The 14,746-nt window shown below is 46.8% G+C and carries 9 protein-coding genes; all 9 read right to left on the reverse strand.

Annotated features, from left to right (window positions below):
• Window positions 1–52: 52 nt before the first annotated feature.
• Window positions 53–733 (reverse strand): GntR family transcriptional regulator, encoded by a 681-nt coding sequence (locus tag LRL21_RS11050; protein WP_240415837.1) that lies wholly within the window; start codon window positions 731–733, stop codon window positions 53–55.
• A 50-nt stretch (window positions 734–783) separates the two neighbouring features.
• Window positions 784–2,241: an alpha-ketoglutaric semialdehyde dehydrogenase GucD gene (gucD, locus tag LRL21_RS11055; RefSeq protein WP_240415838.1), complete on the reverse strand. Its 1,458-nt coding sequence runs from the start codon at window positions 2,239–2,241 to the stop codon at window positions 784–786.
• A gap of 192 nt (window positions 2,242–2,433) precedes the next feature.
• Window positions 2,434–4,029 carry an extracellular solute-binding protein gene (locus LRL21_RS11060; RefSeq protein ID WP_240415839.1) on the reverse strand — a complete coding sequence of 532 codons (1,596 nt, stop codon included), beginning with the start codon at window positions 4,027–4,029 and terminating at the stop codon, window positions 2,434–2,436.
• Between the two features lie 30 nt (window positions 4,030–4,059).
• Window positions 4,060–4,938: a carbohydrate ABC transporter permease gene (locus LRL21_RS11065; protein WP_240415840.1), complete on the reverse strand. Its 879-nt coding sequence runs from the start codon at window positions 4,936–4,938 to the stop codon at window positions 4,060–4,062.
• A gap of 100 nt (window positions 4,939–5,038) precedes the next feature.
• Entirely contained in the window at window positions 5,039–5,899 is an 861-nt protein-coding gene (locus tag LRL21_RS11070; RefSeq protein ID WP_076235612.1) for an ABC transporter permease, read from the reverse strand.
• A gap of 307 nt (window positions 5,900–6,206) precedes the next feature.
• Window positions 6,207–8,570 carry a helix-turn-helix domain-containing protein gene (locus tag LRL21_RS11075; protein WP_240415842.1) on the reverse strand — a complete coding sequence of 788 codons (2,364 nt, stop codon included), beginning with the start codon at window positions 8,568–8,570 and terminating at the stop codon, window positions 6,207–6,209.
• 39 nt (window positions 8,571–8,609) lie between these two features.
• The gene (locus LRL21_RS11080) at window positions 8,610–10,268 is read right to left on the reverse strand and encodes a glycoside hydrolase family 43 protein (protein WP_240415843.1); all 1,659 of its coding nucleotides are present in this window, start codon (window positions 10,266–10,268) and stop codon (window positions 8,610–8,612) included.
• Between the two features lie 187 nt (window positions 10,269–10,455).
• Window positions 10,456–12,771 (reverse strand): helix-turn-helix domain-containing protein, encoded by a 2,316-nt coding sequence (locus LRL21_RS11085; protein WP_240415844.1) that lies wholly within the window; start codon window positions 12,769–12,771, stop codon window positions 10,456–10,458.
• 165 nt (window positions 12,772–12,936) lie between these two features.
• Window positions 12,937–14,481, reverse strand: a complete 1,545-nt coding sequence (locus LRL21_RS11090) for an extracellular solute-binding protein (RefSeq protein WP_240415845.1) — start codon at window positions 14,479–14,481, stop codon at window positions 12,937–12,939.
• Between the last annotated feature and the right edge of the window lie 265 nt (window positions 14,482–14,746).

Genomic DNA, 14,746 nt, shown 5'->3' on the forward strand with positions numbered 1-14,746 from the left:
TGAATAAGTCTCCGCTGCGCGACCAAATATACAATAGCTAATGCAGCTCTTCCTATAGGATAATCTCGCCACTTTCCTTAATAAACACGATCGTACGCCGGATGTGAGAGATCATCGCATGCTCGGCTCCATCGGCATTTCTTGCACAAATTTGCTCGTATATCTGAACGTGCTCCTGAAAGCCTCTCTCCAGCTCATCCTCATGAGCCAGTGCTTTCTTACGGAAAGATCGATCGAACGAGTGAATGGCTTCAATCTGTTGAAAAATGTAGTTGTTCTTCGCGCACGTACGAATCAGCTTGTGGAAATCCGCGTTGACGCTTAGCAGCTGCTCGACGTTTTTTTGCTTAGTGAACAGCTTCATTTGATCGACAACAGCGCCAAGCTGGCTGATTTCATCATCCGATATTTTCAAAGCTGCCAGCCTTGCTGCCACACCCTCCAGTGCGGACCGGGCCCAGTTAATTTCCTCGACGGAATTCATGATGTCACTGGAAACAAAGGTCCCCCGTCTTGCGCTGGTTGTCACAAGCCCCTCCTGCTCCAGACGGCGAAGCGCCTCCTTCAGCGGTGTCGTGCTGATTCCATACAGCTTGGCCAATTCCCGTTCCTTCAAATGATGACCCGGCTTATACTGCTCGGATATGATCGCATCCTTCAGCCTTTCGTAAACAACATCGCGAATCGACTTCGTTTGTATGGCGTTCTCGTCTGCCAGCGGGTTGGAATCCATAGCTGCAAGCCTCCTTCTACGCTCAAGTATTCAGTCGTACCTAATAGTTGCTACGCTTTTACAAATACGGTTTTGATTGATGTATAAAACTCAATGGCCGCTTGACCCTGCTCTCGCGAATGCGAGCTGGACTGCTTCATGCCGCCGAACGGTGCCTGCAGCTCAACGCCTGCGCTTTCTGCATTGATTCTGACAAGACCAGCATCCATCTCGCTGATGAATGAGAGCATGTGGCCAATATTTTGTGTGAAAATCGAGGCGCTAAGTCCGAATTCGACATCATTGGCTGCCTCAATCGCTTCCTCCAGCGAATCCACCTTGATCAAGGCCAGAACCGGTCCGAATATTTCTTCCTGAGCAATAGTCATTTTGGACGTTACCTGAGCAAAGATGGTAGGCTCAACGTAGTAGCCATTGTCCAAGCCTTTAGGCTTGCCGCCACCATACAGCAGTACAGCGCCTTCCTCTACGCCTTGACGGATATAGGAAAGTACATTGTTGTACTGATTCTCGCTTGCGCACGGCCCCATCCAGGTATGTGGACTCATACCGTCACCAATCTGCAATTGTTTGACTCTTGCCAGCAGCTTCGTTACAAACGGTTCATAAATCTCGCTCTGCACGATGACACGACTGGTTGCCGTACACTTCTGCCCTGTAGAACGAAGTCCTCCGCTGATCGTTGCCTCTACGGCCAAATCCAGATCTGCATCCGCGGCTACGATCACGGGGTTCTTGCCGCCCATTTCCAGCTGATATTTGGCGCCGCGGGCGATTGCCCCCGCCGCAATTCCTTTGCCAACCGTATTGGAGCCTGTGAAGGTGATTCCGTTAACATCCGGGTGCTCGGTAAGTGCCGGACCGATTACTGAGCCTTTACCTGTCACCATATTGACGACACCGCTCGGGAACCCAGCTTCATGAAAGCATTGGATGACTTTGGCTGCCGTAAGGGCAGTTTCACTAGCAGGCTTCAGCACGACCGTATTTCCGTAGATCAGAGCAGGCGCCATCTTCCAAATCGGAATCGCTACCGGGAAATTCCATGGTGTAACAACAGCAACGACGCCCAATGGAACACGAGTGGTAAACATCATCGCCTCACTGTCCGTTGATGGAATGACATCACCCACCTTGCGCATTCCTTCACCGGCATAATAGCGCAGAATAGCCACACCCCGGGCTGTTTCGCCCTTGGCCTCGGCAAAGGTCTTACCCATTTCCCGAGTCATCGTTTCAGCAATCTCGTTGATATGCTGCTCCACAATATTCGCAGCCTTATATAAAAAATCGCCCCTAGCCGATCCTGCCAGCTTTCTCCAGGCCATACGTGCATTTTTGGCTGCCTGAACGGCCAAATCGACATCTGCCTGATCAGAGCTTTGCAAATAGCCTACGACCTCACCCTTATCCGCGGGATTCAGGCTGGCGTCCAGCTTGCCGGTAAGTGCTGGCTGCCACTGACCTCCAATGTAATTCAACGCTGTAAATGCCGTTGTTTCGCTCATGGTTATACACACATCCTCATTCTGTTTTCATATTTGATATCTGATATATCAGATTTTAAATGAAGAGGGCAGCTTCGTCAATCTTTTTCTACTCTGCTGCATTTCTTATCCGTACAGCAATTGTCCATCTCCGCACAATCAGCCTCCGCTTCCACCGCAATGGGCAGACAACGAAGGCCGATATTTGTTCCTTTATCTTTTTACGTAACGGTCATAAGAGGCTTGCTGGATTTTCAAAACGGCGTCAATACCCATCTTGTCGATCTGCTTGACATAATCGTCAAACTTGCTGATCGGCTCTGAGCCAATAATGAATTTGTTCAGCATCTCGTCCTTATAAGTCGCAATTTCCGTAAACTTGGAGTTGAGCACGTCACGCTCCTGCTGCTTGAAGGAAAGGGCAACCGGGTACTTCGGTTTAATAAAAGGTGTGATGGAATCACGGATTTGCGCCAGCTTCGGCGTTACCATAGCATTCTCGTAGCGGATATCCCACTGATAAGCAAACTCGCGGTGTCCCAGCTCGTACATCTTAATCAACGGTGAGTTGTTTTTATCCTTCATCACCAGATCCGTATACTTGGGTTCATTATTGTCCATCGTATACGTTTCACCGAGCTTACCGAAGTTCATGGCCAGTTGGCCCTCTGGACTGTAGAACCAATCCTGCACCTTGGCAATTTCGGTTTTGAATTTCGATTTGGAGCTGATGCCAAAGCCGTTCTTGATCAGATTTTGCTGGCTTTTGGTATATGGAGCAATGCCTGTTGGCCCCTGAAGAGGCGTCAACCCGGTTAAATTGACCTTCGGATTTGCCTTGCCGACCAGCTTCTCGAGCGCTTCGATCCGTGGAAAGGAATCAAAAGTAGCACCCGACACCTCATTGGTAAATCTCGACTCCCAGATTTTCTGATCATTCGTTATATATTCCTTGTCGATCAGACCTTCCTTGTATAGCATCGCCGTGTACTCAAGCGCAGCCTTTAATCTGGGATCGGTATACGTGTATTTGACCTGACCGTTATCCACATAAAAATCCTCTTCAAATGATACACCAAAAGGCTCGATGAATGGCAGCAGTCCCTTGATCTTGCTTCTTGTCGTGAACGGAATTTCGTCGTTCTTGCCGTTGCCATTCGGATCCTTTTCCTTGAATGCCTTCAGTACCTGATACATCTCCTCGGTTGTTTTCGGTGCTTTCAAACCAAGATTATCGAGCCAGTCCTGACGGAAAATCTGCAGGTTGATCGTTTTGACAGCAGAGATTTGCGGAAAAAAGTAAATGTTGCCGTCATCGGATTTGATATCCTTCAAAACTGCCGGATTTTGCTCAATCAGCTTTTTGAAATTAGGCATGTGCTGGTCGATCAGCTTGTTCAATGGTTCAAACACGCCGTTCTCCCCGCCCTTGTTTAGCAAATCCGGCGGTGCCTCCATCAGATCAGGCAGCGTTCCGCCAGCTAGCGTAAGATTAAACTTTTCAATGTAGTCATTGTTATCGGCCGGAGCCTTCAGCCATTTGAAATTGACGTTGGTTTTCTCCGAAATCGGCTTCATCCACAGCAGCTCATTGGATTCGACTGATTCAGGTCTTGGCCTCATATACACACTGACCTCGATCTGCTTATCGAGAATCTTGCCATTCGCATTCGCAGTCTTCCCGGCTTCCCCTGCCTTGGCATCCGGAGCCACCGCTGCTTTCTCCTGACCTCCTGTCTGACAGCCTGCCAATGCAACCGATGCCAATAATACACCGGTCATTCCTTTCATCCAGCTTGCTTTTTTCATCTTGACGCCTCCCTTTAGTATGAATAATGATTAGCCTTTAATAGATCCCATCATGGAGCCTTGAACAAAATATTTTTGAATAAAAGGATACACCATCAGAATGGGCAATGTCGCTACTACCAAAGTCGAATACTTGATCGATTCACTTAACAGATTTTTATCGTCAAACACATCAACCAAAACCTGGTCTGTCTGGTTCTGAATCACGATGGCCCGAAGCAGAATTTGCACCGGAAACAGATTCTCGTCATTTAAATAAATCATTGCCGGAAAAAAGCTGTTCCATTCGTTGACCGCATAGAACAAACCGATCGTCACCAACGACGGAAGCGCCAACGGTAAAATGATTTTGACCAAGGTTTGTACCATCGAGCACCCGTCGATCTTGGCAGCATCCTCCAGCTCCAGAGGAATTTGCTCAAAAAAGGTACGCTGAATAAATACATAAAAAGAGGTTACTGCCGCCGGAATTACGATGGCCCATATTGAGTCCCGCATTCCAAGCGCATTCACGACGAGAAAGGTCGGGATCAGGCCGCCACCGAACAGCATCGGAATCAGCACGATGGTGGTCATAAATTTACGACCGGGCAGATCCCGCTTGGACATCGGATAAGCCGCACAAACCGTTAATATGAGGCTAATCGCCGTTCCAAGCGCCGTATACAGGATCGTATTCAGGTAGGAGCGTCCCAGCATCGGGAACTCCAGCACTCTGCGGTAAGCCTCCAGCTGAAAGCCCATCGGGATGATCCCGATTCTTCCCTGCTGAATATACAGCTGCTCGCTTAAAGAAGCGGATACCACATACAGAAACGGGTATAAGGTCATTACAACGACCAAACCGAGAATCAATGCATTGATACAACTGAACGCCAATCCCCCAAGCGTCATACGCCGGAAAGCCATATTTTTACCTCCTAAAAGTTTTCGTAAGAAAACTGACTTCGTAAGCATCTACCTAAAAGTTTTGCGTAGCAAAACTGACTTCGTAAGCATCTACACTACATTACCACAAGCTAGTTTCAGAATATTTTCGGGCCAATTTATTGGCAATAACAATCAGCACCAGCCCCATGATTGACTGAAATAGTCCAACAGCGGAAGCAAAGCTGTAGTTGGCATCCAATATCCCTCTGCGATACACGTAGGTGCCGATCACATCTGCAGTCAGGTACGTATTGGGGTTGTACAGGAGCACGATCAGCTCATAGCCGATCTCCAGCATATGTCCGATTTTCAGCAGGAACAAAATAATAATGGTAGGCGCGATACCCGGAAGGGTAATATTCCACGTCTGATGCCAGCGATTGGCGCCATCTACTCTGGCAGCCTCATACAATTCCGTATTGATACCCGTGAGTGTGGCAAAATACAGGATCGCTGACCAGCCGAGCGTTTTCCACAAATCCATAAAGGTATAGATTCCCCAGAAATAGTTCGGGTCCAGCAGAAAGTTCGTTCGCTCCATACCGAATTGCACCAGAATATTGTTGACCAGCCCCACACTGGGTGACAGGAAGGTGACCGCCATACTGGCCACAATAACTGTTGAAACAAAATGAGGCAAGTAGCTGATCGTTTGCACCGTGCGTTTAATAAGCGAATTGCGAACCTCGTTTAACAGCAATGCGAAAATAATCGGTGCAGGGAATACAAACACCAGATTCAGCAGGTTGATCATCAATGTGTTGCGCAGCAATCTTCCAAAATAGACCGAATTGAAAAAATCGATAAAATGCTTGAAGCCCGCCCATTCACTAGCCAGTATTCCTTTGTAAATATTATAGTCCATCATCGAAATCACGACAGCCATAACGACAGGTACATATCTGAAAATCAGATAATAGATCAGTGGCGGTAGGAACATCAAATAGTAAGGCAGCACTTTTTTGAAGGTACTTCGTCTGCTTGATGTTTTTTTGTAGCTCGCATGGATGGATGGCGGACCCGCAGTAACCATAGTTTGCTTAGACAATGCAAGACACTCCTTTCATCGGTTTCATGTGCTTCGTTTGCCTACTCAATGTATCCCCTTACACGAATTTCGTATATCGCTAATTCTTTGGATGCATCTACTTTTTTCATGATGCATGCCAAAAAACCGCCAGGAATCAGCTTCTGGCGGTCATAGAAAAGTGATAATTAAGTTTACGCTGCATGCTGTTGGTCCAGGCCTACTTAGCGTTTTCCTTCGCATGCAATTGCCTGAACTGCCCTGGTGTAATTCCTTCATACCGCTTGAATACGCGGATAAACGTATTGGAATTTGTGAAGCCTAGCTGTTCAGAAATATCAACTACTGTATCCTGCGTTTGCTGCAGCCGTATTTTGGCCTGCTCGACACGCCGGGTATTAATATAATCAACAAAGTTCATTCCCGTAACCTCTTTAAAAATACTGCTCAGATACGAAGGAGATAATCCGATATTCTCACCAAGGATCGTTAATGATAAATCCAGGTGATAATTATTTTCCACATAATCCTTGATTTGATTGAACAGGGTATTGTCCTGCCCTTGCTTCTTGTTATGAATCCAGTCACTGATGCTTTGGAACATTCGTTCAATGAACTCCTTCTTGTCCTCCAAATGTATCTGCTGATTAACCTCCTTGTATAAATCTATCGCGTCACTGAAGATCTCGGCGGTTGTAGATTGGACCTCATAAATTGTCCGTATTGCGGTGCCTACCAGAGCCTGAGACAAATAAGTAATAATTTCAGGTGTAACATCTCCCTGTTGTAAATTCTCCCCCCATAATTTGTGCAAATGCTGCTGCAGGGCAAGCCGGTTCCCCGTTTTTACGCAGTTGATTATATGCTTCTCGGCTTCAATCGAATAGCTGAAGGAGCTTTCAGTCATCTTGCCCACTTCATCAACAAAGATCACGCTGCCTTCTCCCTTGACAATCTTGTACTGCAGCGCAGACAAAGCCTCCACGTAAGAAAAGGGCACTTCCTCAACCGAGCTGTAAATATTGCCAATCCCCACCGTGAAGGTCCGGGAATGCTCCCGCTCAAAATATGACATCACCTTGCTGATAAAATCGTGAATAACCTCGGGCTTCGGATTGGGATGATCCAGGTTTAATAACGATATGATTTTATCATTTCGCTTGCGGATTGACCTCACGCTGATGTGGACATCCTCAAGCTCTGCAATCATACCATCTACAATCTCCAGAATATCGCGATTACGCAGGCTTATTTTATCCTCCAGAGAAAAATCCACCGTTTCAAATACGATCACCTGAAAGGAACCATAGCTGAAATCCAGCTGAATTTCCTTGGCAAGCTCCTGCACATTGGCCGATGACACTCTGCCCTCTATAAGATCATACAGAAATTTTTGACGGAGCGCCGGCAAATTCTTTTCAAAGGACCCTCTCAGGCTTTCATTCTCATAATAGACATAGTTGATAATGCGATCTATGAAGCCAAGCTCATCCTCCTTGGCGCTGCGGTTTTGATTGGATGGTGTACGGCCCAACACATTGATGTATCCGATTATTTTGCTGATGGGACTGTAAATCCGGTTAATAAGAAAATAGGACATAATCAACCCGCCAATCAAACAAATGATCGCTGTTACAAATGTGAATTGACGAATCGCATTGGCTTTCTCGGTGATAAAAGCTGTAGGCACCACACTGATATAGGTCCAGTCATTCACCTTCGAGGAAGTAAACAGAATCTGGTAGGAGTGCCCCGCAATGGTCTGCTCCAGATAACCCTCACGTGCTCCGGTTCCTCTTACTTTCTCTGTAATGGCCCCTTTGACCGAGCTTATCAGCCCGTCCTGTTCACTGCGGATTTTGCTGTTGAAAACAACCCCTCCGTTGATGTCCAAAGCATAGATGAATGCCGGATACGGGTCACTTGCGCCCTGCACCCTGTTGGCAAAATCATCGGTTTTGATATTCAGGTACAAGCCGCCCATAGGCTTGATTTCACTTAGTGGCACCGTCCTCTCAAAGGTAATCACAGATGAGCTTACGCCATAGGTAGTCGCTTGAAATTTGCCGATCGGAGTAAGTCCATGATGGGTTGGACTGGGTCGTTCCCAGCCTGTGGGCTGATCGGTTGTATAAATATCGTCATAATAATAATTCAGATTGTATTTGGATTCCTGATTGATGACGATGGGATAGCGGTAAAACTGAATCCATATATCCGAGATCAGCGTGTTGGAGAGCTTGACGCTTTTTAAATATTTAATGATATCGAGAAACAACAGCTGATCCTGATCCCATGTGGTTTCCGACAAATAGAGCGCCCGCCGAATCTGCGATTGAAGTGAAACCTGATACGATAAATTATCCAGTGAAATCAACGTTTCATCGATATTATCCCTGGCCTGCTCGACATATTTATAGTTGGATTTCACGACTTCCTCGACTAGCAATGAGGAGGACTGGGTATACGACACATAGCCAAATGCAAGAATTGCGATCAGAATAAACAAATTAAATAAAAGCAGCATTTTGACAAAAATGCTTTTTTGCTTAAATACCTTTAAGCCTTGCGGGACTAATTTCAAATCGCATCCCCCCTATTTCCTGAGCCTTATGCATGGATTCTATTCGAAGGTCTCTTCCAAGTCACTGCTTGCATTTGCTGTATCCACACCTCGATAGCTAAAGCTTTTGAACAGTACCTTGCCTTCCGGCTGATACTTGACACCCATTGCATAGATGCCGACGCGGGGCGCGGTGTAGCACTTATATCTCGCATAGTTTTCAGGGTATAAAAAGGCAGCGGGTACCAAAAGCTCAATCTCCTCATAATGAACGCCATCGATCGAATATGAAAAAGACAGCTGGCCAGTCGTGCTCTCAAGTCGGGTCTTCAACCAAATGTCCGCACCCGTCGGAAGCTCCAGCCGAGCCTGGTATAAGGTCGTACGGAAGCATTTCTCGGAACGGTCAATTTGCAAATACAGTCCCTCGTGCTCCTGCTTTTCATGTGATCGGGAAACGTCGAACTTTTGCCCGGAGGTTTGGCCGATTCCATTGCGGATACTCGCCAGCAGCATGCCATCCATATCCCGGTACAGGAGAAGTCCTGCCTCTTCGCCAAGGGTCTGTGGTGCGAAATTGAGACACGCTTCTGCCTCGAATCCAAAATGCTCCCAACGGCGTGTCAGCAGCAGTGTTGAGCCCGGTACATACAGGGGATACGCAGCGCAGTCCATTTCCAGTCCAGCAGCAGTGAGCCTAAATTTGTTCTCCAGCGGATGCCGGACCCATTCCCATACCGATGACAGCTCTTTGCCATCGAATCTGTCAACTGGGTCATCATCAGTGAGTTCTGCGGAGCTTCCAGCAGCCAACGCAGTCTTCCGGGGCATTTCAATCCATTCCAATGGCGCCCCCTCATTACCAACCTCCAACCAATCATCGTCCGTCCAGCGTACAGGCTCCAGAAATGTCTCACGCCCCAGTGGTGTAGCACCATTCGGTGTTAATGGACGTCCGCCAAGGTGGACCATCCACCAGTTACCATCAGGGTCCTCCACCAGCTTGCCATGACCAGCCTTTTGCAGCGGTTTGGTTGAGTCCTGCTGGGATAGAATCGGGTTGGACGGACTTGCCTCATAGGGCCCCCAGACGGACCTACTGCGAGCAAGCGTTTCCATATGTCCGAATGCAGTTCCGCCTTCCGCCAGCAGCAGGTAATACCATCCGTTTCGCTTCACGATATGCGGAGCCTCGGGAGTGCTTCCGCCTGTACCGGACCATACCTGCCTGGCCTCCCCAATCAGCCTTGATCCATCCTGCGCCAGCTCGTGCACCCAGCCACCACCAAAGGCCAGATAACGTTTGCCGTCATCGTCGTTAAAAATCGAAGGATCGATGAAGTGATGGTTAAGCACCACGCCGTCACTGTATGGACCTTCCGGGCGGTCGGCCGTATACACGATATTGGTACAGCGAGGCTGGCCGTGAAAATAAGGAATAACAACCCAATACTTCCCGGCATAATACGAGATATCTGGTGCGAATGCGCCATGGGAGTCAGGTATATCCATGAAGTCGAGCTGGCTGCGGCGTGTAATGACATGGCCTATGGGCTTCCAATGCACCAAATCCCGTGAATGATGAATCAGAACAGATGGAAAATACTGAAAGGTTGAGGTGACCATGTAGTAGTCGGGTCCGACCCGGATCACCGATGGATCAGGATGATCTCCTGGAAGAACTGGATTGGAAAAATATTGCATTGTGGTATTATTCATAGCTATCACCCTTCTTTTATTAATGAACACGTGTACATAAAGCAATTAAATATTCGACCTTCACATTTGTATTCCTTCCACTTCTCATTAATTTATTACCGAGCCATAGCGAAGAACCGGACTGCAGATCAGTCCGGTTCTATCCCAACTTGATATGAGCGTATGAATCGACCGTCCAGCGTACGCCTCACAAATCCTTGTTGTATTGATCCCGATACTGTCCCGGGGTCATATCTACAACCTTGCGGAAGGTACGAATAAATGCCGTCGTGTTCGTATAATTTAATCTCTCGGCGATTTCAGAAACCTTCCAGGATGTGTTTTCCAGCCAGTTCTTGGCTATGGTCATCCGGTACTCAGCCAGGTATTCACTGAAATTGACCTTCATTTCTTTTTTGAATACACGACTTAAATAGACAGGATGAAAATTCAAAATCGAAGCGCATCCCTCCAGGGAAATCTCCTGATCATAACGTTCATGCACCAGCTTGACCATCTGATTAGCGATATTCATATATTGCGATTCCGCCTGTTGAACTGAGAAACTGATGATGGGCTCGAACAGCTCTGTTTTAAACCACTGTATGATCGACTCCAGCGTAGTCAGCTTGAGAAAATGCTCGATTGTTGCTTTTTTGCCAAGCACTTGTTTAACCGAGCCGCCCTGCTCCTGCACCAAATGAAACACTTTGGCAATAAGCTGCATCATCAGTACCGGGTACTCATTGAAATGAATCCCTTTCTCGACAATCGCTGCGATATATTTATCAAAAATCCCATCCACGGCTGCCTGATCGCCGGCCTTCAATGCGTTCCCCAGCTGATCCTCCATCAGCTTCAGCTGCGTATACACCGTGACCTCCATCATTTTCTTGCCGGCATCGATATCCTCGTAATGAATGATGATCTCTTGTCCCAAACTCATCCTGCACTTCAATGCCTCCAGACATTCTCCATAAGCCAGAACCGATTGTGTGACACGTTCAAAAGGCCGACTGATCCCGATACTGACGGGGAGCTGCAAAAATTCATGCACCTTGGCTTTAATCTGCTCTGCAATCGTATAAAATTGCTGCTTCAGCTGTGCCTCATGCTCGTAGGAACTGAGCAGCAGCGTGACCTGGGATTGATTCAGCAGAATCGGGCTGAACCGCTCCTCCTTGGAAATAATTTCACCTGCAATATTATTGATCGCGAACAGCAGCAGCTCCTTATCGTGCTCCTGATAACGCGTTTCCTGCAAGGAATCGATCTGTACGGCCAATACACCAAGCCGCTTCCACTCCGTAGGAAATCCGAAAATTTGCGAGCGATAGGCAAATTCACTATCCGACAGCTGACCCGCAAATAGCTTTAGCATAAAAAATTCCTTCAGTTGGCTGAATTGACCGATAACCTGCTGCTGCAGCTTTCTCTCCGTACTGAACAAGGTACTGAATCTTTTTTCAATCGATAAGAATTCATCTTTGTTATCCTGATCTTCAACTTCAATTTCCTTTGTGAACTCAAACAGCCGTTTAATCGGAGAATACATCTTCCGACTCCCATACAGAGCAAATAGCGCAACCAGCAGAAAGATGACCGAACACGCAATAAACGTAATCCAGGCGATTTTACGTGATTGCTGGGTAATATCCTTAATCGAAACAGCAGAAACATACATCCAGCCATTATAGGGTGAAGCTCGGAAGGTAATACCCAGCGTGCGACCATTCACATCCGCGTTAAAAAAGCCGTTCTCCTCATTGGTCGCGATGATACGTTCAGCTACCAAGGCATGAATGGCACGGTTACTGTCAGACGTATTGCCTTCGGCCAGAAAATCGTATCCGTCGCGATTCACCAGGAACACTTCGCCCAGCTTGGCATTGGAGGATAACAGTTCCTTGAGCTCACTGTTGGCAATTTCCACAATCAACAGTCCCTTGGGCTGTCCCTTCGTTGGAATAGGTATCTTATAGATCATCCTGATAACCTTGGAACTACTATTTGCTCCCTCGGAGGTTGCTTCTGTCGAGCTGGTTTGGGCTTCATTGTTCACAAGATTACCTGTCATCCAGAATAAGCTGTTAGGGTACTGGGCGTACGAAGCCATCCGCGCGTGGTCCGTAAATGTGCTGAATTGGCGAAAAATGGTGAAGCTGACCAACCAATCCTTTTGCAAATTGACCAGATAAGCTTCACGTATGCCGGTAAACGTTTGCAAATTATATAGACCCTTGGATAAATCCCGAATTTCGGAAAAGTCGTCTATACTCAGGTCCTTGTTCATCGATTCCATAACTAGCGGAGAATTTAAATATTGCAGGGAAGTAAACTCCAGCGTTTTCAAAACCTGCTCTACGCGCATTTGTGTTTGCAAAAGCACCTGCATATTGCCTTCCTTGACTTTTTCCTCAATATCGCCAGAAGCAATATAGTAAGAAATCAGACCGATTGAAATGACAGGAATTGCTGCGAGTATAAAACTGAAGCCAAGCAGACGCAGCAAAAATTTGGGCATCAGGCGATTGCCTCCTTTTCTTCGTAATTACTTCACTTCCCATTTTAACATAATACAAGCTTAACATGCCCAAAAAACCCTACCAAAGGCAAGGTTTTTTGAGCTTACATGAATGACTGCCTCATTTGTCCGACCTGGTTCTACTATACATGTATCGTTTCACGATTATTTCTTATTTTTTGCATAAGCCGCTTCGTATTCCTTGATCAGGCTGTCGCCGCCTGCCTTGCGCCATTTAGCCACTTCATCCGCCCAGCCGGCGTCATCAATTTTACCTACAATGTATTTGGTTTGTGCATCTGCGATTTGCGTATCCAGCTCCTTGCCGCGTTCCGAGTAGGTTTGGGAGCTTAACGTCAGTGCCGGATTGGCTACGGAGTACTTAAGATTGTCAGGCTCCATCTTATAGCCCTTCATTGCCAGATCCGTGTCCTTGAGCGGCGGCACGTTATAGGTTTCAAAGTTGATCAGATTATCGCGGTAAGGCTTCACTTCCCGATTAAAGAGCGTCAGATCTGTCCACTCGACAAAGCCATCGGCAACTTTCTTATGGTGAACGCCTTCAATGCCGCGTTTTTGCAGGAGTGACATGTCCTTATCCATCAATTTATCAAGGAACGTCAGCAATTGCTTCAGCTCTGCTTCATTTTTGACTGACGATTTGGGAAATACTAAGAATCCATTGTTGCCTGTTTGGCCTGCGACACGCGGACCTGACGGTCCTTCCCACGGTGTAATATCCATTTGGGCTGTGCTTATAGTTTTAACAATCCGGTCCTGAATGTTAGCCGCATTGGTAGCCAAACCATTGATCTTGATGACCGCACGGCCGGCTTCAAACTGCTTATCCATTTCTGTGCTATCCAAAGCCGGGAAGTCCTGATTGATCAACTTTTCCCCATACAGCTTCCTGAACAGCTTCAATGTATCTATAAATTGCGGAGTTATGAATTCCGGAGTAAACTTTCCACTGCTGTCCACGCCCCATCGGTTAACCCCGCCCTGGCTTACTGCCATTCTTGTCAGGACGGAGTTATTGCCGTCATTGTATTTTTTATCCAGCATGAGTCCATACGTATCATTTTTTCCATTTTTATCAGGATCATCTAATGTTAACGTTTTCACAATGTTGTACCATTCATCCAAAGTTTTCGGCATTTTCAAGCCGTTGGCATCCAGCAAATCTTTGCGGAAAATCAACGCACTTCTACCGATTTCACGATAGGTTGGAATCCCGTACAGCTTGCCGTCGACTTTAATGTTTTCATAATATTGCGGATTTTGTGCAGCCAGGTTTTTGTAGTCCTTCAGTAAAGGTCCGATTTCCCAGAATTGATCGCCCTGAATGGTGTTGATGATCGTCGGAACATAGTTAACCTTCATGATTTTGGGCATTTCATTGGAGGCAATCATCACATTGATTTTTTCATCGTACGTCGAGGTTGGTACCCATTGAAAGCTTAGCTTGGTATTGGTATATTTCTCAATCGCTTGTTCAATCGTGTTTCCCTTGGTTGGAATGTCCCCAACCTGCGTAATCACCATAGAAATCTCTAACGGTTTGGCATCTGCCGCTTTTGTATCAGCAGCAGGCTTAGCTCCTTCTGTTGTCTTACTGGCCGGTTGATCTCCTCCACAGCCAGCCAATACCCCCATCGCCATTGTAATCGTCCCGACTGCTGCAAACCATTGCCTAGGTGTCCTGTTCATTAAACCATTACCCCTTTTCCTACTAAGTTTTGCAAATATGCCCATCTGCTAATCGGATGAAACTGCTGGTTGCTGCTTCATGTAAGCCGAGTATATCGCCATGCCCCATTACAGACAATCCTCTTTATTTAACTTGTTGCAATCTACCTCTAATCCCAGCAATATCAAGGGTTCACGGGTGTAAAAACAAATCTAATGAGCATCGGTGTACATCCGAATATGGCAGAAATCAGTCGGATGAAGCGCTTTAAAATAATAAAAAAGC

Origin of the sequence: Paenibacillus periandrae (assembly GCF_022458865.1) — a bacterium.
Lineage (GTDB): Bacteria > Bacillota > Bacilli > Paenibacillales > NBRC-103111 > Paenibacillus_S > Paenibacillus_S periandrae.